Source organism: Devosia riboflavina, from assembly GCF_000743575.1.
Lineage (GTDB): Bacteria > Pseudomonadota > Alphaproteobacteria > Rhizobiales > Devosiaceae > Devosia > Devosia riboflavina.
Genome location: NZ_JQGC01000015.1, coordinates 219,928 through 242,240 on the forward strand (window position 1 = coordinate 219,928; position 22,313 = coordinate 242,240).

Below are 22,313 nucleotides of genomic sequence, written 5' to 3' on the forward strand. Positions count from 1 at the left end.
AGCGAGGACGAACAAATGGCAGAAAAAAAGGCCGGTCGCGTTTCGCAGGTCATTGGCGCCGTCGTTGACGTGGTGTTCGACGATCACCTGCCCGCCATCCTGAACGCACTTGAAACCACCAACAACGGTCAGCGCCTGGTGCTGGAAGTTGCCCAGCATCTCGGCGAGAACGCTGTGCGCACCATCGCCATGGACACGACCGAAGGTCTGGTCCGCGGCACCGAAGTCTCCGACACTGGTTCGGCTATCTCCGTGCCCGTCGGCGACGTCACCCTGGGCCGCATCATGAACGTCATCGGCGAGCCGATCGACGAAGCCGGTCCGATCGTCTCCGAGACCAAGCGCGAAATCCACCAGGATGCGCCGTCCTTTGCCGAACAGAACCCTGAATCGCAGGTTCTGGTCACCGGCATCAAGGTCGTCGACCTGATCGCTCCCTATGCTCGTGGCGGCAAGATCGGCCTGATGGGCGGCGCTGGCGTGGGCAAGACCGTTCTGATCCAGGAACTGATCAACAACGTCGCCAAGGCGCACGGTGGTTACTCGGTGTTCGCTGGCGTCGGTGAGCGCACCCGCGAAGGCAACGATCTCTATCACGAAATGATCGAATCGGGCGTGAACAAGGACCCGCATGAGAACGGTGGCTCTGCCGTTGGTTCCAAGTGCGCCCTCGTTTTCGGCCAGATGAACGAGCCCCCCGGCGCCCGCGCTCGCGTCGCTCTGACCGGTCTCACCGTTGCAGAAAACTTCCGCGACCAGGGCCAGGACGTGCTGTTCTTCGTGGACAACATCTTCCGCTTTACCCAGGCCGGTGCTGAAATGTCGGCTCTTCTGGGCCGCATTCCTTCCGCCGTGGGTTACCAGCCGACGCTGGCGACCGACATGGGCGCGATGCAGGAACGCATCACCACCACGAACAAGGGCTCGATCACTTCGGTGCAGGCCGTGTACGTGCCGGCCGACGACTTGACCGACCCGGCGCCGGCGACCTCTTTCGCCCACTTCGACGCGGTGACCGTTCTCAACCGTGCCATCTCGGAAAAGGGTATCTACCCGGCTGTGGACCCGCTGGCCTCCAACTCGCGTATTCTTGACGCGAACGTTGTTGGTCAGGAGCACTACGAAGTCGCCCGTGACGTGCAGGCCATCCTGCAGAAGTACAAGGCGCTCCAGGATATCATCGCCATCCTCGGCATGGACGAGCTTTCCGAAGAAGACAAGCTGACTGTGGCCCGCGCCCGCAAGATCGAGCGCTTCATGTCCCAGCCCTTCGACGTGGCCGAAGTGTTCACCGGTTCGCCTGGTGTGTTCGTGCAGCTCGCCGACACCATCAAGGGCTTTGCCGGCCTCGTGAAGGGTGAATACGATCACCTGCCGGAAGCTGCTTTCTACATGGTCGGCACCATCGAAGATGCCGTCAAGAAGGCCCAGAAGCTCGCAGCCCAGGCTGCCTGATTTTTGCCACTTGGGCTCGTCGTCCGCGACGAGCCCAGCGTCTAAGCCCGATGCTTCGGGTTTTCTCCGGTAGAGAATTTCCCCGCTATTCCGAACGGTGAAATGGCTCTAAATATTTCAGTGGTCGCGCTTTCGAACCGCAAAGGTGGAACCACTTTTGCTGAAAACGCTCTAGGGGACCCAAAAAAATGGCTGAAGGCCTCAAGATCGAGATCGTGTCGCCCGAGCGTCTGCTGGTCTCGCAGACAGTGCAGTCGGTCAGCGTGCCGGGCACCGAGGGCTATTTCACCGTCATGGCCGACCACGCGCCCTTCATGACGACCCTGCGTCCCGGTTTCATCACCGTGACCGGCGACAATTCGGCTGAAATCTTCTTCGTGCGTGGTGGCTTTGCCGACGTCTCGCCCACCGGCCTGACGATCCTTGCCGAAGAATCCGTGCCCTTCACCGAATTCGACCATTCGGACCTGCAGGCCCAGATCAAGGCTGCCGAGGAAGAATTGGCCCGGGCCGAAACGCCCGAGGACAAGTCCTATGCCCAGCAGTTCGTCAGCGCCCTCTTGAACCTCGCGATGGAAGCGCAACAGCTTAATGAGGGTCACGTTCATTAAGCCTCGGGCTCTGCCCAAAGTTCTCTGAAAAGGCCGCTCCCGAAAGGGGGCGGCCTTTTGTTTGGGGTGCCGTCAGCCCTGCCTAGAATTTGAGCAAGCTATTGGTACTGCGCGGTTTTGATCCTGCGGCAAACTTCAGTTAACGTTTGTGCCTCAGTCTTTCCCGAACGCGGCGTTGGGACGCCGGTGTTTCGGGGACAAACATGCATTCTATCCTCAGCCATCTGCGGCTCACCGTGGTCATCGCGGCCATGTCGATCATCGGCATTATCCTTGTCGGCCTGACCATTCTGGGAGCCCTCTTCGTCACCCTCTCCGGCACCGTCAGCAGCGATGCCCAGGACGCCATCCGCTCCTCGACCCGCATCGCCGCGCAAATCTTTCAGGTCAATCTGCCCAATCTCGAAGTGGTCGTGGACGCGACCGGCAATGTCGAGGCGCTGACCGGTCGCAGCATGCCGCGCTTCCGTACCAATGACATGATCGACGCCATTGCCGGCGTCGCCGGGCAGCATGTCGCCATCTATGTGCTCGATCCCGAACAGTCGCCTGATTTCGTCGTCGGCACGACCAGCCTCACCAATGCGACCGGTGAACGCCTCCTCGACCAGTCCATTGCCGCGGGCTCGCCCATCCATGCCGCGCTTCTTGCCAATGGTCCGGTGACGACCGATGGCGACATTGCCGGCGCGGGCTATTTCCTCCGCTACCAGCCCATTGCCAAGGAAGACGGTACGGTTATCGGCGCCCTGATGGTGGCCGTGGCCCGCGCGCCGATCGAAGCGGTGCTCAATCGCTCCATGCTAGTGCTTTCAGGCATCGTGGCGCTGGCGGTGCTGGTGCTCGGCCTTTCCGCCTTCCTCGTCTCCCGGGCCATCACCAAGCCCATTCCCCGGCTTTCCGAAGCCATGGCGGCCATTGCCGAAGGCGATCTCGAGCACGCCATTCCCTATCTCGAAAACGGCAATGAGCTCGGGCTGATGGCGCGCACGGTGGAAGTGTTCCGCAGCAATGCCGCGCAGAAGGCGGCGCTCGACGCGCAGGCCCGGCAACATCTGATCGAAGCTGCCGACCATAACGGCCAATTGCAGGCTATTTCGCGCTCGCAGATCGTCGTCGAGTTCAATCTCGATGGCACGGTGGCATCAGCCAACGACAACTTCCTCAATCTCCTCGGCTATCGTCTCGATGAGATCGTCGGCAAGCCCAACGCGCTCTTCCTGTTCGATGCGACCCCGCAGAGCGAAAGCTATAAACAGTTCTGGCGCGATCTCGCGGCCGGCGAGTTCAAGAGCGGCGAATATCGGCGGCGTTCGCGCGATGGACGCGAAGTCTGGATCCAAAGCACCTTTACCCCGATCTGCGACGATGCCGGCCAAGCCTATAAAATCGTGCAGTTCGCAACCGATGTCACCGCGCGAAAGCAGTCGGTCGCGGCGCTCGGTGCCGGATTGAAACAGCTCGCCGATGGCGATCTGACCGGCGGCATCGCGACGCCCTTTCCCGCCGAATTCGAAGACCTGCGGCTCGCCCTCAATGGCACGGTGGAGCGCTTTGCCGATGTCATGCAGCAATTGCAGGCGACGGCCAAATCGCTGCGCGTCGCCGGCGGCGAATTGCTGAGCGGGGCCAATGATCTCTCCGACCGCACGACGCGCCAGGCTGCCACCATCGAGCAGACGTCTGCAGCCATGGAAGCTCTCGCGGACACGGTGGTGGAAAATGCCGGCCGCGCTGAGGAAGCCGCCCAAAAGACGGCTTCGGTCGCCACGGTGGCGGAGCAGAGCGGCACGGTGATGAACGAAGCGACGGAAGCGATGCACCGCATCACCCATTCGTCCGGCCAGATCGCCAATATCATCGGGCTGATCGACGACATTGCCTTCCAGACCAATCTCCTGGCGCTCAATGCGTCAGTGGAAGCGGCGCGCGCGGGCGAGGCGGGCAAGGGCTTTGCCGTAGTTGCCGTCGAAGTCCGGCGTCTCGCCCAATCGACGGCCCAGGCCTCATCCGAGGTCAAGCAATTGGTCGAAAAGAGCGGCAGCGAAGTGAAAAGCGGCGAGGAGCTGGTGGCTGCGGCCGGCAACAAGCTGATGCAGATGCTCGACGTGATGCAACAGAATACCGAGCTTGTCGGTGCCATCGCTCGCGCCAGCCGCGAGCAGGCCGCCGCCATTCGCGAGGTTACCTCGTCCATTCACACGCTCGATGAAGTCACCCAGCACAATGCGGCCCTGGTGCAGGAGACTCATGCTGCCATCGAGCAGACCGAGGCCCAAACCCAGGCGCTCGATCGCATCGTCGACATTTTTCAACTGCAGGAGGCCGGACCGTCCCGCGTCCGCAACGCTGCCTGACTTCAGGCGAGGGCCGCGCCCACCAGCGCGCGGGCATGCAGGTCCGTCGTATCGAAGACGGGCAGGGGGCTGACGGCATCGTCGATCAGCATGCCGATTTCGGTGCAGCCCAGAATAACCGCCTCGGCGCCCCGCGCGGCGAGGCGGGCAATCGCGTCGACATAGACTTTTCGCGACTCTTCGCGGACGATGCCGCGGCAGAGCTCGTCATAGATGATGCCGTTGAGATTGGTGCGGTCGACCTCGGGAATGAGTGCGGTGAGGCCGCGCTGTTCCAGCCGCTCGCGATAAAAGCCCATTTCCATGGTGAAGCGCGTGCCGAGCAGGCCCACGGTCGTATATCCATCGGCGAGGAGCGCATCGGCGGTCGGATCGGCAATGTGGACGAATGGGGCATTCACACCCTGCATCATCTGTTCGGCAACGAGATGCATGGTGTTGGTCGCAAGTCCGATGACCTCCGCACCAGCCGCTTGCAGCCGCAGCGCCGAGCGGTTGAGCAGTGCCCCGGCCTCGTCCCATTTGCCCGCCGATTGCAGCTCGGCAATCGGCGCAAAATCGAGCGAATCCACCAGCACCGGCGCTGAATGCAGCCCACCGAGCCGCGCCGCCGTCTCCTGGTTGAGAATGCGATAGTAATGAGCCGTCGATTCCCAGCTCATGCCGCCGATAAGGCCTATGGTCTTCATGTTGTCTTACGCGTGGGTAAAGCGTTGCGGGATGTCGATAAAAGCTTCGACAACCCTTTCATAAGCCTCGCGCTTGAACGACACAATGAGGGACGGCGTGCGCGACAGGCGCTCCCAGCGCCAGGCGTCGAATTCGGCGTGGAACTTGCCGCCGCCGGGCGAGGCCACATCGATATCCCCATCGGTGCCGGTAAAGGCAAAGGCAAACCAGCGCTGGCGCTGGCCGCGATATTTTCCCTTCAGCGCCTTGCCGAGCTGTTCGTCGGGCAGGTCGTAATAGATCCATTCCGGGGCTTCCGCGAGGAGGCTCACGGACGAGATATTGGTTTCTTCATAGAGTTCGCGCAGCGCGGCGCGCAGCGGGTCCTCGCCCGCATCGATCCCGCCCTGCGGCATCTGCCAAGGCGCGTCATAGTCCGCCGACTTTTCCGGGTCGTCGGATTTGCGGCGGCCGACAAAGACATTGCCCTCTGCATTGAAGACGGCAATGCCGACGCAGTCGCGATAGGGAAGGGATTCTCGGCTCGGAATAGAGGACATGGTTTCGGTCAGTTCTGTTGGCGCCCAGCGGACCAAAGCTAGCCAGTCTCTGAGACGCTATTGCATCAGCGCGCTGGCGGGAACCAGCGCGATACCCTTGCCATCAAGGCCGGCCGACCATTCCGAGACGGCCTGGATGGAAATGGGCAATGCGCTGACAATACCGATTGCGCTGCCATGTTCCATGGCTTCGGCTTCAAGGCTGTCCAGCGCTGAGAGAATAGATGAGCGCGCCGGATTGGCATCGATCAGCATGCTGGCCCGCGCATAGGGCACCTTGTTGGCGCTGGCGAGCTGGGCCGAAACCGAGCGATTGGACGAGCCATCGTCGATATAGCCGACGCCGCGCGCGCCCAGCTCTTCCATCACCGGACCGAAATCGCCGGCCGAGGCGGTGAAGCGCGCGCCCATATTGTTGATGATGCCAAAATAGCCGCCAAAGCGGGCCATCAGCCAAAAGAGCTTTTCGAGATTTTCACGCGGCGGCTCCCCGGTGAGCAGAGTATGCGGGCCGGGATCGTTCTGCGGAAAATCGAAGGGTTCCAATGGCACTTCGAGCATGACCTCGTGGCCGCCGCCGCGGGCGACGGCAACGGTCTTTTCGAGTGCCTTGCCATAGGGCGCAAAGGCGAGCGTCACGAGATCGGGGAGCTGGGCGATGGCGTCGAGCGAACCCTGTTCGTTGATACCGAGCCCGGTGACGATGAGCGCAATGCGCGGACCGGTGCCGGCGCTGGCCGCCTCGAAGGGGTAGTGATAGGTGGCAAAAGGCGTCTCACCGGTGCTCGAAATGCGCGGAATGGGGCCATTGGCCGTTTCCTCGCTGAGTTCAGGCACGATGCCGGCGCTGTCGGGGGCGAGATGGGCTTCGGCGCTGGCGGTTTCGCCGGGCGGCGGCACGGCCGTGATCGAGCCATCTGCCGGATATTGCTGCGGGTCTGCAGTGATCGTGGCTGGGCCCGAAGCGGCCGTATCGGCGACGCTATTGCCCACCTGCGAATTGACGATGCCGGCTTCCTGGCTCGGCCGTCCGCCCGTCGGATCGTCAACGAGAACGAGGCGCGCCACGGTGCCGATGACGATGATGCCGATCAGGCCGAAAAGGATGCGCGCTATGGGCAGGTGCGGGCGCCCCAAGGCATTCTTGAGGCGCTGACGGCGACCGGTCAGGGGCGTACTCAAATCATTGGCCATCGGCAGTCCGGCCCTACCCAAGAGAGAAGTAAATGGGGGCGCAGCGGCGAATCAACCCGTTGCGCCCCCAGTCTAGCACGGCTCAGCCGTTACTCCGCCTTTGGCGGATAGGCCGCGTTGGTCTCTTCGCCATTGATCAGCTTGATCGCATATTGAAGCTGGGCGTCATCGGCTGCTTCCTGCGGCACATAGACCGAGGAGCCGACGGTGCTTTCTTCCTGGCCTTCGATGGTGATGTGACCGGCGAGCCCGGCTTCACCGACGATCTCGTCGCGACCCTGGAATTCGGCCGGCACCACCTGGCGGATCTCGATATCGGGCGTGATGCCGAGAGCCTGGATGGAGCGGTTGTCTGGGGTGTAGTAGCGGGCCGTGGTCAGGCGCATGGCGCCATCGGGGCCGAGCGAGATGATCGACTGCACAGAACCCTTGCCGAAGGAGCGCGTACCGACAAGCGTGGCGCGCTTGTGGTCCTGGAGAGCACCGGCGACGATTTCGGAGGCCGAAGCCGAGCCGCCATTGATCAGCACGACCAGCGGCACATCGGCGAGCTGTTCGTCGAGCGGATCGGGCTCGGCATCGTAGCGGGCGCTTTCCTGCTCGGTGCGGCCACGGGTCAAGACCACCGCGCCCTGCTTGAGGAAGGCGTCGGCGACATAGACGGCCTGGTCGACGAGACCGCCGGGGTTGTTGCGCAGGTCAAGGATGATGCCCTTAGGCGCCACGCCGTCGCGCTCTTCGTAAATATCCCTGATGGCGTTTTCGATACCGATATAGGCCTGGGCCGAGAAGCGGGCGAGGCGCAGCACGGCGACATCGCCCTCCATGGTCCAGCGCACGGCGCGCATGGCAATGGTGGCGCGGGTCAATTTGAATTCGAGCGGCTTGTCGACACCCTCGCGGGCGACCGTCACGGTGATATCCGTGCCCACCGGGCCACGCATCTTTTCGACGGCTTCGTCGAGCGACAGGCCCTGGATGGAAACGCCGTCGAGCTCGATGATGAAGTCATTGGCCAGAATGCCGGCGCGGGCGGCCGGGGTATCGTCGATGGGCGAGATGACCTTGATCGTGCCCTCTTCCATGGTGACTTCGATGCCGAGGCCACCGAATTCGCCCGAAGTGTCCTGGCGGAATTCATCGGCATCCTGCGGCGGCAGATAGCCAGAATGGGGGTCGAGCGAGGTCAGCATGCCCTGGATGGCGGCGCGGATCAGCTCCTGCTCGTCTGGGGGATCGACATATTCGGCGCGGATGCGATCAAAGATTTCGCCAAAAAGGTTGAGATCGGCATAGATCTCCAGGGGATCGCGCGGTTCCTTCTTGAGCTCTTCGGCTGTGGGCTCGGGCTGCTCGCCACTCGGATTGGGCTCTTCCACCGGCGTCTCGGGGGTCGGCGGCGCGTCCTGCGCCAGAATCCCCACGGTCGGGATGAGCAGCGCCACACCAAGGGCGGCGGCGCGAAGGGTGGTCAAGCGCATGGATTACTATCCCGTCTGTTGTTCGCTCGGGGCCCACCAGCTTTCCGGGTCGATGGGCTCGTTGTTCTGTCGCAATTCTATATAAAGCGTCGGCTGGGCGTTGCCAGCATTGGTGGTCACGGTCCGCCCAATTGTGCGTGATCCCATCTGTCCCAGCGGTTCGCCCAAAAGGACGAACTGCCCGATATCGACGGAAATGGTTTCAAGCCCGGCCAGCAGGGTGGTGAAACCCTGTCCGGTATTGAGAATGACGATCTGGCCATAATTGAGGTAGGGGCCCTTATAGAGCACCCAGCCATCGGCCGGGGCCACCACCTGCGCCTCGGCACGGGTGACGATGGACTGGCCCTGCGAAATGCCGCCAAAGCCATCGCCGGCGCCAAACTGCACCACGGTGACGCCATTGGCCGGCTGGGCGAGATAGCCTTTTGCTAGCGGGAAGGGCACGGCCGGTTCGGTACGCGCCGCATTGGCAAAGGCGAGAGCGATCGCTTCGGGCGAAAGCTGCGGCATATCCGGCTGAGCAGGCGCGGTGCCGGTCTGGGTCTGGTTGGCGCGGGCCGAGAGGGCGTCGATGAGTTCGCGCAGCGTGCTGGCGCGTTCGGCAAGGTCGACGGCCGCCTGTTCCTCGGTGCTCAATTGCGCACCCACCTGCTCGATGCCCTGTTTTCGCGCCGCGATCAGCGTCGCGATGCGCAGTTGCTCTTCCTCGAGCACGGCATAATTGGCTTTCAAAGTCGCCTCTTCGGCCAGCGCCTGTTCCTTGATCGCCATCAGCGATTTGAGGTCAGCGCCCACCGTATCCGCCCGCTCGCGCAGTTGCGGCACGATGGCGGCAATCAGCATGGCGCCGCGAGCCGAACCCAGGGCGTCGCTGGGGTCGACGATCAAGGCCGGCGGGGGATTAAGCGAAATGCGTTCCAAAGCCGCCAGCACATTGGCAATCTCGGCATCGGCGCCATCGAGCCGGCCGCGCACTTCCAGTTCCTCGACGATGAGATTGGAAAGGCGCTCCTCGACATCGGCGACTTCGATTTCGGCCAGTTTTACCCGCTGGCCGGCGGCAATGAGTGCGGCATTCTGGCGGGTGCGGTCACCCTCCATTTCGGCGATTTCGGCCTTCAAGGCGTCGATGCGCTCGCGGCTCAGTTGCAGCGAGGCTTCCACTTCCTCAAGATCGGCTGCGTTATTGCGCGCCGTTTCTTCGCCATCGGCTGGCGGAGCGGTCTCGGCGGCGGGCGCGGCTTCCGTTATAGGCGCCGTTTCGGCAGGAGCGGGCGTCGTCGGTGCTGCTGTTGGGGTAGCGGCCGCGGGAGGCGTCGCCGTGGCTGGAGGCGTTTCGGTCTGTGCCAGCAAAGGCAGCGCAAATCCCCCGGCAAGCACAATGCCGCCAAGCGTCGCTCTGACGATGCTATCCGGCCAAACCGGCATGAAAACTCCTGGGTCCAGCGGCTTGCCCGCATGGCACACCGAATCACTCAGAGGCGAGATTAGCAAAGGGTGGGAAAACCGCAGGTTAACGTTGCTTAACCATAATTTTCTCACCTCTTCGCGCTGCCTATGGGGCGGAGGTGCCAGAATTGTGGCGCTCAGTCGCCGCGATGATAGGGGTGGCCCGAGAGAATGGTCGTGGCGCGGTAAAGCTGTTCGGCCAGCATGATGCGCACCAATTGGTGCGGCCAGACCATGGGCGAAAAGCTCAGCGACAGGTCGGCGTTTTTCACGAAATCCAGATCGATGCCGTCGGCCCCGCCGATGACAAAGGAGACCGCGGGCCTGCCCTCGTCACGCCAACGTCCAAGCAGGTTGGAAAAGGCTTCGGAGCCCAATGATTTCCCGCGCTCGTCGAGCGTCACCAGAATGCCCTCAGGCAGGGCAGCACGCAGCACCTTGGCCTCTTCGACTTTTCGAGAGGCCGCCGAGCCGGCGCGGGATTCATTGAGTTCGGTAACGTCGAAACCGGTAAGAGCCAGCGGCTTGCCGCTGGCGATAGCCCGATCAAGATAGCGCGAGACAAGTTCGCGCTCGGGACCGGATTTCATCCGGCCCACGGCCGCAATGGCTATGCGCATGAGCTTTCCTTGCGCGTCGGCCAGCCCGAAAACCGGCAGCCACTTTTCGGGCCGACGCGACTAGTGAGCGTCAGCGGAAAAGTCCGCCTGCCACATCTTCTCGATATTGTAGAATTCGCGCACTTCCGGACGGAAGATATGCACGATCACATCGCCCGTATCGACCAGCACCCAGTCGCAATGAGGCAGGCCTTCCACGCGTGGCTTGCCGAAACCATTTTCGCGCAGAGCACGGATGATCTGGTCGGCAACGGCGCCGACATGGCGCTGCGAGCGGCCCGAGGTCACGATCATGTGGTCGGCGAGCGAGGACTTGCCGGTGATATCGACCGACACAGTCTCTTCGGCCTTGGCGTCATCGAGCACGTTGAGGATCAGTTCGACGGCCGATTCGACCGAAGGCACAGCGGCGGCTGCAGGGGCGGAAACAGTGTTATTGGGCAGCGCGGCCATCAGAAACGGCCTTCCGCCCATGCGCGAGCATGAGTCATGCGATTAGTCAGCATCCTTGGTTGTTGATCGGAATATTGCGGCGTCTTGGCAAACGGCAAGCCGTCAGTTCCTGTTCCGAAAACAGCGATCATTTCCCTGAATATGCGCGTTTTTCGTCTTTTCCGCAAGATGAAGGGTAAAATCTCAAGTTTTATGACGTTTCGCCGCTCGAATTGCACTTGAGGAGAGGCTCGATTGCCGCCCGTGGAGATAGACCCAGGCCGGTGGCGAGAGGCTTGCCAGCACCGGCGCATCCTCCTGATCGATCTGGCCATGGGCCAGCGCGAGGGCGGCCCGCGACGCCAGCGCCCGATTGGATGAACCCGGCCGCGCATAGACGGCGATGGGCAGGGTGTTCGCAATATCCTGCCAGCGCTCCCAGCGATGGAAGTCGGCAAGGCTATCCGCCCCCATGATCCAGACGAAGCGCCTGTCGGCCAACGAATGCCTTAGAAAACGCACGGTCTGCCATGTGTAGCGAAAACCCTTCTGCGCTTCGAAGCCGGTGACTCGAATGCGCGGATTGTCGATCAGCGCCCGCGCTGCCCGTACCCTGTCGGCTAGGGGCGCGAGTTCGGAGTGGTTTTTCAGCGGATTGCCCGGGGTGACCAGCACCCAGAGCGCATCGAGCTCCAGCCTGCGCATGGTTTCTTCCATCACCAGCACATGGCCGGCATGGATGGGATTGAAACTGCCGCCGAACAGGCCAATGCGCATGCCGCTGCCGGACGGCGGCAGGTCGGTTATGCCGGGAATGCGGAGGGCCGTATGCAAGGTCACGTCAGGGTCGGAGCTGCCCATTGCCGCGAACGCGGTATTTGAATGAGGTCAATTGCTCGACGCCCACCGGCCCGCGCGCATGCATCTTGCCCGTCGCAATACCGATTTCGCCGCCAAAGCCGAATTCTCCGCCATCGGCAAACTGCGTGGACGCATTGTGGACGAGAATGGCGCTATCGATCTCGTTGAAGAACTTTTCGACCGCCACCGAATCTTCGGCAATGATCGCCTCGGTGTGGTGGCTCGAATAGTGCTCGATGTGCGCAATGGCAGCTTCGACACTGTCGACCACCTTTACGGAGATGATCGCATCCTCGTATTCGGTCTTCCAATCCTCTTCGGTCGCCGGCTTTGCTTCCGCGATCAGCGACTGCACCGTGGCATCGCCGCGGATCTCGCAACCCTTGGCCACCAGCGCATCGATGATGGGCTTGAGGTGGGTAGCGACGACATCCTTGTGCACGAGCAGCGTTTCCGCCGCCCCGCAAATTCCCGTACGTCGCATCTTGGCGTTCAGCGTAATCGACACGGCTTTGTCGAGGTCGGCCGAACGGTCGATATAGACGTGTACCAAGCCCTCGAGATGGGCAAAGACCGGTACCCGGGCTTCAGACTGCACCCGCGCCACCAGCGACTTACCGCCGCGCGGCACGATAACGTCGATGGTGCCACCGAGCCCGCCTAGCAATTCGCCCACAGCGGAGCGATCGGTGGTCGGCACCAGTTGCACGCCGTCTTCCGGCAGGCCAGCAAGTTTTAAGCCCAGCCGCAGGCAATCGACCAGCGCGCGCGACGAATGCACGCTGTCGCTGCCGCCGCGCAGGATGACGGCATTGCCAGATTTCAGACACAGCGCACCGGCATCGGCCGTCACATTGGGCCGGCTTTCATAGATGACGCCGATGACCCCGAGCGGCGTGCGCACGCGCTCGATATGGAGGCCATTGGGCCTGTCCCATTCGGCAATGATTGCGCCGACCGGATCGGGAAGTTCGGCAATGGTCCGCAGCGCATCGATAATGCCGTCGAGCCGCGCTTCGGTCAGCAGCAGCCGATCCTGAAACGCCTTGGTCATGCCCTTGGCTTCGGCATTTTCCACGTCGACAGCATTGGCGGCCAGAATATCCGGCTTGTGATTGCGCACGGCTTCCGCCGCGCCGATCAGCGCCGCATATTTGCGCTCGGCACTGGCGGTGGCGAGCTTGCTCGCCGCCACCCGCGCCTTCCGGCCGAGTTCGAGCATCAGGGTCGGAATATCGTTTGAGGTGACTTCAGCAAGGCTCATCAGTGCAATTCCTCCAGCGCCGCCGTCAGCACCATATTATCGCGATGGATCAGTTCCGAACGGCTGCCGATCCCCAGGAGTTCGACCACCGTGCTGCTCCGCTTGCCCATGGCGAGCCGCGCATCTTCGCTGTCGAGCCCCACCAGCCCACGGGCAATTTCGCGCCCATCGGGATCGACCACGGCAACCGTATCGCCGCGTTCGAATTCGCCGCTCACCTTGGTCACGCCAATCGGCAGCAGCGATCGGCCCTGCTTCAGCGCACTCGTCGCGCCGGCATCGACCTGCAGCGTACCGGCAACCGTTAGGGTTCCCATGATCCAGCGTTTGCGCGCCTGGGCGCGCGAGCGGGCAGGGTGGAAGAGCGTGTGGCGGCCGCCCTCGGTCAGCGTCTTCAGCGGATGGGTTTCCGTCCCCTTTGCAATCACCATGGCGGTCCCGGCCAGTGTCGCAATCTTGCCGGCCTCCACCTTGGTCGTCATGCCGCCACGCGACAGATGGCTCGCGGCGCCCCCTGCCATGGCTTCGATGGCCGGGGTAATGCTTTCGACCACCGGAATATGCTGCGCGTTCGGGTCTTTCGCCGGCGGCGCCGTATAGAGCCCGTCAATGTCGGAGAGCAGCACGAGGCAATCGGCCTCGATCATCGTAGCAACACGCGCCGAAAGGCGATCATTGTCGCCATAGCGGATTTCCGCCGTCGCGACGCTGTCATTCTCGTTGAAGATCGGAATAGCGCCGAGCCCGAGCAGCGTCGTCACCGTGGTCCGCGCATTGAGATAATAGCGTCGCTCTTCGGTGATGTTGGGGGTGATCAGAATCTGCCCCGTGACGATATTATGCCGCGCCAGCGCCTCGGCCCAGGCCTGCGACAGGGCGATCTGCCCCGCGCTCGCCGCGGCCTGCGATTGTTCCAGCGTCAGCGACACGGCGGACAGCCCCAGCAGCCCGCGCCCCAGCGCGATGGCGCCCGAGGAAACGACGACGATGTCCCGCCCCTCGGCTTTCAGCGCCGCAATATCCTCGGCGAGATCGTCGAGCCATGCCTTGCGCAGTTTACCAGCCTTGTCGACCAGCAGCGCCGAACCGATCTTGATGGTAATGCGCCGATAGGGCGCCAGCGCATTGGCTGACATCAGGGGGTCCACTTCTCTTCGGTCTTGGGCGCCAGAGCTGCGGCTTCTTCAGCACGGCTCTCGTCGATCACGCCGAGCACGTCATAAAGCACCTGCTCGACGCCTTCGCCCGTCGCACCCGAAATGGCGCGCACTTCGGCCTTGCTGACCTTTTTCAGCGCCTTCATCTTGGCCTTGAGCTCTTCGGGCGTCAGGGCGTCGATCTTGTTGAGCACGACGATTTCGGGCTTTTCCGCCAGAACATCGGCATAGGCACCGAGTTCATAGCGCACGGCCTTATAGACATGCGCCACGTCTTCATTGGTGCCGTCGATCAGGTGAATGAGCACGCCGCAACGCTCGATATGGCCGAGGAAACGGTCACCGATGCCAATGCCCTCGCTGGCGCCTTCAATGAGCCCCGGAATATCGGCCAGCACGAATTCGCGCTCGCCCGCCCGCACCACGCCGAGGTTCGGATGCAGCGTCGTAAATGGATAGTCCGCAATCTTGGGTTTTGCTGCCGAAACGGCCGCCAAAAAGGTCGACTTGCCGGCATTGGGCTGGCCCACGAGACCCGCATCCGCGATCAGTTTCAGACGCAGCCAGATGCCTTTTTCGAGGCCCGGCTGGCCGGGATTGGCGTGGCGCGGCGCCTGGTTGGACGAGGTCTTGAAATAGGCATTGCCGAAACCGCCATTGCCGCCATGAAGCAGCACGACGCGCTGGCCGATCTCGGTAAAATCGGCGATCAGGGTTTCCTGGTCTTCCTCGAAAATCTGCGTGCCCTTGGGCACCCGCAGCACGATGTCTTCGCCATTGGCGCCGGCGCGGTTCTTGCCCATGCCATGGACGCCCGTGGGCGCGCGAAAGTGCTGGGCATAGCGGAAGTCGATCAGCGTGTTGAGGCCATCGGCACATACGGCCACGACGTCGCCGCCGCGTCCGCCATTGCCGCCATCGGGGCCGCCGAACTCGATGAATTTTTCGCGGTGAAAGCTGACCGCGCCCGCGCCGCCATCGCCGGACTTGATGTAGATCTTGGCCTGATCGAGAAATTTCATGTGCGTCGTGCCTTCCAGACGCCAAGCGTCAGTTCTGTGTCGATATGCTCCACCTCGGCGTCGCGCGCAAGGCAGAGCAGCCAGCTTCGTCCGCTTTGGGTAAAGCCCAGCTTCTGCTGGATCGCGAGGGAAGCGTGGTTGAAGTGAAAAACGCCGGAATAGACCACCGGCGCATTGGTGGTGTCGAAGAACCAGTCGAGGGAAGCAATGGCCGCCTCGGTCATGATCCCGCGGCCCCAAAAGGGTTTGCCGAGCCAGTAGCCGATCACCGGGCCATCCGGGCCGGGATGGAAGCCGATATGGCCGACATAACCCTCGCCCTTGATCTCGATGGTAAAGTTCGCGTCGTCCGCCTCGACATCGCTATGCCGCGTGCGCAGCCAGGCCTTGGCATCCGAGAGGAGATAAGGAAACGGCACCCGCGCCAGGTTGCCCGCTACCTCGAAGTCATTGAGATATTTCGCGATTGGCTCGGCGTCCTGCGCACGCGGCGCGCGCAGGATCAGTCGGTCCGTCTCGATGATCGGCAGCATCATCGGCAAAACTCTCTCAGGCGCATAGATCATTCCTTCTCGCCCGCCAGTCCGTGCGGCTCAGCGCCGTCGTCACATGCTCGACATTGTGCTGCAGCGCCTGGGAGAAACGCATTTCCCGGCCCGTCGCCACAAAGCCAAGCTTGGCCTTGAGTCTGAGGGACGCGATATTGTTGTGGTGAGCGCTCGAGCGAATGGCTTCCGCGCCCGTGCCGTCAAAATGCCAGTCGATCAGCGCCGAAGCCGCTTCCATGCCATAGCCCCTCTGCCAATGCGGCCGGGCAATCCAGAAGCCGAGTTCACTGACAAGGGTCACGCAGCCGATCAGCCCCTTTTGCGGATGCTCGATGATGAAGAAGGCTTTTTCGGGCGTCGGGGCCGGAGCCGAGCGCAGAAAATCCTGCGCCATCGACAGCGTATAGGGCCAAGGGACCGGGGTCAGCCACTTTGCAACCGCAAATTCGCTGATGCCCAAAGCATAGCAAGGCGCATCTTCTGGCCGCGGGGCGCGCAGGATCAGTCTTTCGGTGACAAGCTCGGTCATCTCTCGCCAAACTCCAACCGCATGAGCACGACAGCCTGGCCTTTGAGCGTGCCGTCCTTGTCCATCGATTCACCGATCTCGGTAAAACCAAGCTTTTTCAAGACATTGCGAGAGCCGGAATTGGAGAGCAGTGCGCGAGATCGGAGGGCCGCCGCCCCGGCCGCTCGCGCGGCATCGACCACGGCTCGGCCGGCCTCTGTGGCAAAGCCCTGGCCCCAATGGGGTTCGCCCAGCCAATAGCCGAGTTCGGGCAAGGCATCCTCGTCCATGCGCAGCCCGACGACGCCGATGCAGGCGCCATCGAGCTCGATGGCAAAGCATTTTTCCTCGGGCTTGGTCGCGATCTCCTCGACGAAGAAGCGGGCATCCTTCTCGGAATAGGGGAAGGGCAGGCGCGACATGACGCGATGCACCCGCTCATTGTTGGCGAGTTTGGCGATTTGGGAAACATGGGCCATTGCCGGAGCGGCCAGTACCAAGCGCGCGGTGGTGAGCGTCGAGGGCAGGCGGTCCTTGAGGGCAGTCATCATGTTTCTCCAGAAGCGAAAAGGGGAACCGGTTGACCGGTTCCCCTTTGCAGTTCTGGTTTGTCGCCAAACGCCGCCGGGGAACTGGTCTCCGGCTGGTTGGTCAGGCCTGCCGGGTTATTCGGCGGCCTCTGCCGGGACGACAGACACGTGTACTTTGCTATTCGCGCGGGTGCGGAACGCAACGGTGCCATCGACCAGAGCATAGATCGTGTGATCCTTGCCCAGGCCAACACCGGTGCCGACAGCCCACTTGGTGCCGCGTTGACGGATGATGATGTTGCCGGCGACGACAGCTTCGCCACCGAACTTCTTCACGCCGAGACGACGGCCAGCGGTATCACGACCGTTGCGGGATGAACCGCCTGCTTTCTTATGTGCCATGGTCTAGCTTCCTCTTATTCCTGGTCGGCCTTGGGAGCGGCCTTCTTGGCCGGGGCCTTCTTTGCCGGCTTTTCAGCGGCTTCGCCTTCAGCAGCAGCCTTCTTGGGCGCAGCCTTCTTCGGTGCGGCCTTGGCTTCGGTTGCTTCGGCGGCTTCAGCCTTGGGAGCAGCCTTCTTGGCCGGGGCCTTTTCGGTCACGGCGCCTGATGCTTCGGCCTTGGCGGCAGCCTTGATCGTCGGCTTGGCGCCGCCGGTCAGAATTTCAGTGATGCGCACGGTGGTCAGCAGCTGGCGGTGACCGTTGCGACGACGCGAATTGTGGCGGCGACGCTTCTTGAAGATGATGACGGTCTTCTGCTTCTTGGTCTCGACCAGCTCGGCAGCAACGAGTGCGCCTTCAACCAGCGGAGCGCCGATCACGTCACCAACCATCAGGACTTCGTCAAAGGTGACGATGTCACCGGCTTCGGCGTCGAGCTTTTCGATCTTGATGACGTCGTTGGCAGCAACCTTGTACTGCTTGCCGCCCGTCTTGATGACTGCAAAAGTCATATGCACAACCGAACGCTTCAAACGCCCGGTCCCTTTTCTGTCGCGCCCTGCGGCACCGCGGCTTTCATGCCAGTTTCGCGGTTTTTACGGATGTAGGTCAGGAATCTGACCGGCAGCCTCGAGCAGCGTTTTCAAACAAAACCAGCGCACCGGTGGGACCAGTGCGCGTGGGATCGGGGGCTTATCGGGAAAAAGGGGCAAAGAGTCAAGCGCCGTCGCGGTTTTCGGCGGCGCCTGCTGCACTCAGCCCTGGCCGTGAGTGTACCAGTTGCGGAGGCGCACTTCGGTATGCTCGCCAACGCCGGTTTCCAGCACCGACAGGTCGCTGTCGCCATAGTGGTAGGGATAGACGATCCCCGGCTTGAAGACATTGATCGCTTCCACAGCCTGGTCCGGCGTCATCGTATAGGGCAGGTTCATGGGCAGGAAGGCGACTGCGATGTCGGTCAGCGCCAGCATGTCCTCGGTCGGCTCGGTATCGCCGGCGACATAGACGAGCTTGTCGCCAAAGGTAAGCACATAGCCATTGCCAACGCCCACCGGGTGATAGTTCATACGGTCGGCGGTGGTGTTGTGCGCTGCGATGGCCTTCAGTTTGACGCCATCGAGCTCACCATCCGCACCATTGGCGAGAGAAGTGGCATTGGCCTTCAGTCCCTCGGGTAATTTTCCAAAAACATCTTCATTGGTCAGCAGCGGCGCCGAACCGGCAATGGCTTCCAGGGTCGGCACATCAAAATGGTCGCCATGGCCGTGGGTGATGAGGATGGCGGTCGGGGCCGGCAGGCCTTCATAGAGCGCTGCGCCGCCCACGGGATCGACATAGATCACCTTGCCACCCCATTCGAGCACGAGGCTCGCATGTTCGACCGGATGAATGACGAGGTCGCCCTCGCTGGTGGCAATAGTTTCGGCCATGGATGCGTCCTGAGCAAATACGAAGCTGGGCCCTAAAAGATTGGCGGCAAGCCCGGCTATTGGCAAGCCGGCCATGCCGGCAACGAGTGTGCGTCGCGTAACCATAGGTCTCTCCCGTGAAAAGAATTGTGCCTGACGCCACAACAACGCAGATTCGCGAAAGGAGATCGCTCGACACGGATTTGTGACTGCGAGGGGCCGGAACCGCTTTCTGTGACATCCGCACACAAGGGGTGTTGCAGCCCGCGTCCCGCTATGCCATAAGCCGCCCCGTATCGACCGGCCGGGATTTCAACGATCCCTTTTCGATCTCGCGGAGAGATGGCAGAGCGGTTGAATGCACCGCACTCGAAATGCGGCATAGGGGCAACTCTATCGGGGGTTCGAATCCCTCTCTCTCCGCCAGTTTCCCGAAATACAGCGCTTTCAATGGCTTAAGCTCCCGGAGAATCTTCGAGACTCATACACATGCATGATGCACGTGTCGTCCGCTCTCCGGCCCATTGGCTTGAAGTCGGAGACGGTCATGGCGGCCAAGTGCGCCTATGTGGAAAAGGTCGGTGCAGTCTATTATGTGCGCAAGCGAATCCCTCGCGCCTGGAACAGGCAGACCGAGGGCGAAGTCGTGCGTCTGTCGCTACGGACCAAGGATCGGGTGACGGCGCTTAAATGGGGTCTGGAGACGCTGGCTGTGTTCGAGGAATTGCTGGGCATGGAGCCGAAAGATGCCCTGATGCAACTGACTCGGCAGCTCATCGACGAGCAGCTCCTTCGGCCTGAAGACATGACCGGAGCTGATCTGGTACGCCGGCGAGCGCTTGGTAATGTCGGCGCCAAGATCATCCGCCGCGCTCGGCAGGAGCTGCAGCTGGGCGAGAATCTCAATGCCATCTATGAGGAGCTCGTCCATTTCAACCGGGCCACGGTGGAAGGTGAGGCCATATATGACGGGCTACCACAGGAGGAAAAGGCTCGACGCGGCGTTACGGGCCGCGTGATCGATCTGTCCGGCTTTGATGCGGTGCTCGATGACCTTGGAGCCAAGCCTGGCGAGACCCTGCCGGTAGGGGCGGCCCTCGCTCCGATTTCGCATGAACCGCCCAAGCCTATGCGGGTGGTGGAGAGTACGGTCGAGAAAGCTTCAGCACCGGCTGTTTATACGCTGCGCTACCTGATGGACGACTACTTCAAGAAGGGCGGTAAAACCACCGGCTCGGACAATCGCGCCAATGTCGAGCGTGCGGTGAAACTGTTCGAGGACCTGTGCCCCGAGGTTAAAGTTCTGGCGGTGATGGACATCGGCCTTGACCTCTGGGACCAGCTCTACGATTTCGTCCAAGAGATTCCCCTGTTGCGGGGTCGGGCCAGTCCGGACGATCTTGTCGCCTTCACGCGTGAGATGCAGGCCAAGGGCGACAATTACCCCCGGCTCGCCATTGGCACGCTGAATTCAAATTACCTCGGGGCCATCACCCGCTTGGTCAAGCACGGCAACAAGCGGCGCCTGTTCACCTGGCAGGCGCCTCCAATGGTCGTCACCGAGGGCAAAAGGGCCACCAAGAGCAAGGCCAAGGCGCCCTTTTCGCCTGGAGAGATCACGGCGATTACGTCCTGCCCTGTTTATCTTGGCAGCGCATCCCGCCACCATCGCTACTCGCCCGGCGCTAACGTCTATGCGGACGATCATATCTATTGGGCGCCGCTCACTGCTATGCATGTCGGCATGCGGGTGACCGAGATCGGCCTATTGCGCCTCGCGCAATTGCAGACCTGGTTCGGAAAGCCGACGCTCGTGCTTGAACTCGATGGCATCGACGATGGTGCCGCCGGAGAGGAAGGCTACAAGACCGGCAATGCCATTCGGCGGGTGCCGGTCCATCCCCAACTGATCGAATTGGGATTCCTCGACTTCTGGCAGCACCAGTTGGAGGCAGGCCACAAGCGTTTGTTCCCGGCATGGACGCAACACATCAAGGGCGGCAGGGACCATCGGCCAGAAGTGCACTTCGAAGCCGACTTCTTCAACGCCCACCGGCTAAAATGGGGCGTATCGAAGCACCGAAAGGATAAGTTGACGTTTCATTCGTTCCGCGGTTTTTTCATCCAGGCCTGTCACGATGCCAGGATCAATCCCTATACGATACTCAAATGGGTCGGGCATGACGAGGAGACGGCAGCCAAAACAAACGAAGTTCACCGCAATTATCTGAGCCAGGATCTGACGGAGGAGGAAGTGGCCGAGATCGCCAAGGTGAAGGTGCCGATCGGGCCGGTCGTTTCCTACAAAAACTGGCTCAAAAGATAATAGCTGAATGGCCAGATTTGGTTGCGCTCGGGCAACATTGCTCATCACGGCGCAACGCGCGGAGCGTAAGAGGGCAAGGGTCCGCTGTCCCGTGTCTATTTTGCGCCCCATTCCAGCCGTTCGGTCTTCCATTTTGATTTCCCGAAAGCGGTCGGTCTACTGCTCTGGGTCTGGCGACGGCGACGGCGACGGCGACGGCGAGAAGACTGCGCATTTCACTAACAATCTAACATCGGCGTGACAAAAGGGTTCTCTACTCGAAACTGGTGTCGAATTTGTCGTTTCATAGCCGCGAGAGAGCCCGTGGGGCCAGTGCCTCAAGCTTCCGATGCTGGCAAGCCGATCCTGTCTCGATACCGATCAGGCAAATCGCGTGTTTTTTCGAGTTCCTCAAGCAAATGTTTACATTGCCAGGTTGCGGAGACCGCCAGTCGTTTGTAGTGGGTCCTGACACGTTCGACCTTCTGGTCTTCATTCCGGGGATCCGGATAGAGGTATTGAACGCCGGTCCCATTGGGGTGGGCGATCTCGGAGAGTTCATCGTAGACGCGCATCATGGAAAGCGCATCTGCGAAGCCTTTAGCTTCGGTACCCTCATCGCTCTTGCGCGTCATTTTGTCCATCGCGGTGAAGATGCCATACCGCTTGTCAAGATGCGCCACATACTCGGCATCGATCTTGGCCAGGTGACGAATGGCGTCCATGACGTGGATGGGCTTTGGATCGCGGTTGGAGAAACCAGCAAAAAAACGCAACAGCCGAAGCTCCAACCGGGCCTGGTTCGCTTCGTCGACAAAGCACCTCATCTCGTGCAGAAAGAGCGAGCCCATCGCGATCGTCTCCAGCAAAGCTCGGCCGGCGATAGCTGCTGGGATGATCTTGTCCGCCTCTAGAAGCAGATAGATGGTCTCCAAAAGGTCAACCGATCGTCGCGCGTAGGACTGTCGCAATTCCATCAGTGAGAACAGTTGCGTTCCGTTGGGATTGAAATTAAATCGCATGTCCTCGGTCGCAAACTTCCTGAGATTTTCTTCGATCTGATTATATCGAGCTTCGGCAAGCGGGTTGCCGTAGATCTGCTCAACCACGTCCCGTTTCGTCATCCGACAAACACACTCCTGCCCCAGACCTCACCCTGACATGTCTTCGCTTGTTCTGTCTGGATGCGTGCCATTGTCGATCGGCGTCACCTGATCGCTGAGGTTGTTGGCTTTTCGTGCTTCGTCTGCTGCCAACAACCGCAGCAATGTGCAGAGATCAACCAAGGGCGCGAAGAGCAGCTATAGGGGACGAGACTTTTTGGGGCTCTATTCCCTGGCGACGTTTGACGCCCAGCACTCGTTCATGGTCGGGGTGCCGCTGAGCAAAGTCGCCAAGACGTACCCCAGTGGCCCACTTGGGAATAGCAATGCTGCT

General features: G+C 61.5%; 22 protein-coding genes and 1 tRNA gene. 5 read left to right on the forward strand and 18 right to left on the reverse strand.

Going from position 1 to position 22,313, the window contains the following annotated elements; translation table 11 throughout:
• Window positions 1-15: 15 nt before the first annotated feature.
• The 3 genes from atpD (at window position 16) to JP75_RS25435 (ending at window position 4,423) form a co-directional block, all read left to right on the forward strand.
• A complete protein-coding gene (atpD, locus tag JP75_RS16460) occupies window positions 16-1,455 on the forward strand; it encodes a F0F1 ATP synthase subunit beta (protein WP_035084999.1) in 1,440 nt (479 codons plus the stop codon).
• A gap of 188 nt (window positions 1,456-1,643) precedes the next feature.
• A complete protein-coding gene (locus JP75_RS16465; RefSeq protein WP_035085002.1) occupies window positions 1,644-2,066 on the forward strand; it encodes a F0F1 ATP synthase subunit epsilon in 423 nt (140 codons plus the stop codon).
• Window positions 2,067-2,269: 203 nt separating this feature from the next.
• Window positions 2,270-4,423 carry a methyl-accepting chemotaxis protein gene (locus JP75_RS25435; RefSeq protein ID WP_051960801.1) on the forward strand — a complete coding sequence of 718 codons (2,154 nt, stop codon included), beginning with the start codon at window positions 2,270-2,272 and terminating at the stop codon, window positions 4,421-4,423.
• A 2-nt stretch (window positions 4,424-4,425) separates the two neighbouring features.
• Here the strand turns inward: JP75_RS25435 and JP75_RS16475 are convergent, their stop codons facing one another.
• From JP75_RS16475 to JP75_RS16555, 17 genes are all read right to left on the reverse strand, one after another.
• Window positions 4,426-5,112, reverse strand: coding sequence for an aspartate/glutamate racemase family protein (locus JP75_RS16475; RefSeq protein ID WP_035085005.1), 687 nt, complete (start codon window positions 5,110-5,112; stop codon window positions 4,426-4,428).
• A 6-nt stretch (window positions 5,113-5,118) separates the two neighbouring features.
• Window positions 5,119-5,652 carry an RNA pyrophosphohydrolase gene (locus JP75_RS16480; RefSeq protein ID WP_035085211.1) on the reverse strand — a complete coding sequence of 178 codons (534 nt, stop codon included), beginning with the start codon at window positions 5,650-5,652 and terminating at the stop codon, window positions 5,119-5,121.
• 57 nt (window positions 5,653-5,709) lie between these two features.
• Window positions 5,710-6,846: a divergent polysaccharide deacetylase family protein gene (locus JP75_RS16485; protein WP_035085008.1), complete on the reverse strand. Its 1,137-nt coding sequence runs from the start codon at window positions 6,844-6,846 to the stop codon at window positions 5,710-5,712.
• Between the two features lie 89 nt (window positions 6,847-6,935).
• The gene (locus JP75_RS16490) at window positions 6,936-8,327 is read right to left on the reverse strand and encodes a S41 family peptidase (RefSeq protein ID WP_051960802.1); all 1,392 of its coding nucleotides are present in this window, start codon (window positions 8,325-8,327) and stop codon (window positions 6,936-6,938) included.
• Between the two features lie 6 nt (window positions 8,328-8,333).
• On the reverse strand, window positions 8,334-9,758 hold the full coding sequence (locus JP75_RS16495) for a murein hydrolase activator EnvC family protein (RefSeq protein ID WP_051960803.1): 1,425 nt from the start codon (window positions 9,756-9,758) through the stop codon (window positions 8,334-8,336).
• 158 nt (window positions 9,759-9,916) lie between these two features.
• Window positions 9,917-10,399 carry a 23S rRNA (pseudouridine(1915)-N(3))-methyltransferase RlmH gene (gene rlmH / locus JP75_RS16500; protein WP_035085010.1) on the reverse strand — a complete coding sequence of 161 codons (483 nt, stop codon included), beginning with the start codon at window positions 10,397-10,399 and terminating at the stop codon, window positions 9,917-9,919.
• A 60-nt stretch (window positions 10,400-10,459) separates the two neighbouring features.
• Window positions 10,460-10,852 carry a ribosome silencing factor gene (rsfS, locus tag JP75_RS16505; RefSeq protein WP_051960804.1) on the reverse strand — a complete coding sequence of 131 codons (393 nt, stop codon included), beginning with the start codon at window positions 10,850-10,852 and terminating at the stop codon, window positions 10,460-10,462.
• Between the two features lie 183 nt (window positions 10,853-11,035).
• Window positions 11,036-11,692 carry a nicotinate-nucleotide adenylyltransferase gene (locus JP75_RS16510; RefSeq protein WP_051960805.1) on the reverse strand — a complete coding sequence of 219 codons (657 nt, stop codon included), beginning with the start codon at window positions 11,690-11,692 and terminating at the stop codon, window positions 11,036-11,038.
• Window positions 11,673-12,956 (reverse strand): glutamate-5-semialdehyde dehydrogenase, encoded by a 1,284-nt coding sequence (locus JP75_RS16515; protein ID WP_425277288.1) that lies wholly within the window; start codon window positions 12,954-12,956, stop codon window positions 11,673-11,675. Before JP75_RS16515 ends, JP75_RS16510 begins: the two co-directional genes overlap by 20 nt.
• The gene (proB, locus tag JP75_RS16520; protein ID WP_035085015.1) at window positions 12,956-14,092 is read right to left on the reverse strand and encodes a glutamate 5-kinase; all 1,137 of its coding nucleotides are present in this window, start codon (window positions 14,090-14,092) and stop codon (window positions 12,956-12,958) included. The genes JP75_RS16515 and proB overlap by 1 nt, the downstream gene beginning before the upstream one ends.
• Window positions 14,092-15,135, reverse strand: a complete 1,044-nt coding sequence (gene obgE, locus JP75_RS16525; protein ID WP_035085018.1) for a GTPase ObgE — start codon at window positions 15,133-15,135, stop codon at window positions 14,092-14,094. The genes proB and obgE overlap by 1 nt, the downstream gene beginning before the upstream one ends.
• A complete protein-coding gene (locus JP75_RS16530; protein WP_084587729.1) occupies window positions 15,132-15,701 on the reverse strand; it encodes a GNAT family N-acetyltransferase in 570 nt (189 codons plus the stop codon). The genes obgE and JP75_RS16530 overlap by 4 nt, the downstream gene beginning before the upstream one ends.
• A complete protein-coding gene (locus JP75_RS16535; RefSeq protein WP_035085020.1) occupies window positions 15,685-16,212 on the reverse strand; it encodes a GNAT family N-acetyltransferase in 528 nt (175 codons plus the stop codon). Before JP75_RS16535 ends, JP75_RS16530 begins: the two co-directional genes overlap by 17 nt.
• Window positions 16,209-16,739, reverse strand: coding sequence for a GNAT family N-acetyltransferase (locus JP75_RS16540; protein WP_051960807.1), 531 nt, complete (start codon window positions 16,737-16,739; stop codon window positions 16,209-16,211). The genes JP75_RS16535 and JP75_RS16540 overlap by 4 nt, the downstream gene beginning before the upstream one ends.
• Before the next feature lie 117 nt (window positions 16,740-16,856).
• Window positions 16,857-17,123 carry a 50S ribosomal protein L27 gene (gene rpmA, locus JP75_RS16545; protein ID WP_035085024.1) on the reverse strand — a complete coding sequence of 89 codons (267 nt, stop codon included), beginning with the start codon at window positions 17,121-17,123 and terminating at the stop codon, window positions 16,857-16,859.
• 14 nt (window positions 17,124-17,137) lie between these two features.
• Window positions 17,138-17,674 carry a 50S ribosomal protein L21 gene (gene rplU, locus JP75_RS16550; RefSeq protein ID WP_051960808.1) on the reverse strand — a complete coding sequence of 179 codons (537 nt, stop codon included), beginning with the start codon at window positions 17,672-17,674 and terminating at the stop codon, window positions 17,138-17,140.
• Window positions 17,675-17,917: 243 nt separating this feature from the next.
• A complete protein-coding gene (locus tag JP75_RS16555) occupies window positions 17,918-18,592 on the reverse strand; it encodes an MBL fold metallo-hydrolase (RefSeq protein ID WP_244446334.1) in 675 nt (224 codons plus the stop codon).
• A 315-nt stretch (window positions 18,593-18,907) separates the two neighbouring features.
• Here JP75_RS16555 and JP75_RS16560 point away from each other — a divergent pair.
• Window positions 18,908-18,997, forward strand: a tRNA-Ser gene (locus JP75_RS16560).
• A gap of 286 nt (window positions 18,998-19,283) precedes the next feature.
• The gene (locus JP75_RS16565; protein ID WP_152565880.1) at window positions 19,284-20,897 is read left to right on the forward strand and encodes a site-specific integrase; all 1,614 of its coding nucleotides are present in this window, start codon (window positions 19,284-19,286) and stop codon (window positions 20,895-20,897) included.
• A 317-nt stretch (window positions 20,898-21,214) separates the two neighbouring features.
• Here the strand turns inward: JP75_RS16565 and JP75_RS16570 are convergent, their stop codons facing one another.
• Window positions 21,215-22,000, reverse strand: a complete 786-nt coding sequence (locus JP75_RS16570) for a hypothetical protein (protein ID WP_035085030.1) — start codon at window positions 21,998-22,000, stop codon at window positions 21,215-21,217.
• Window positions 22,001-22,313 lie beyond the last annotated feature (313 nt).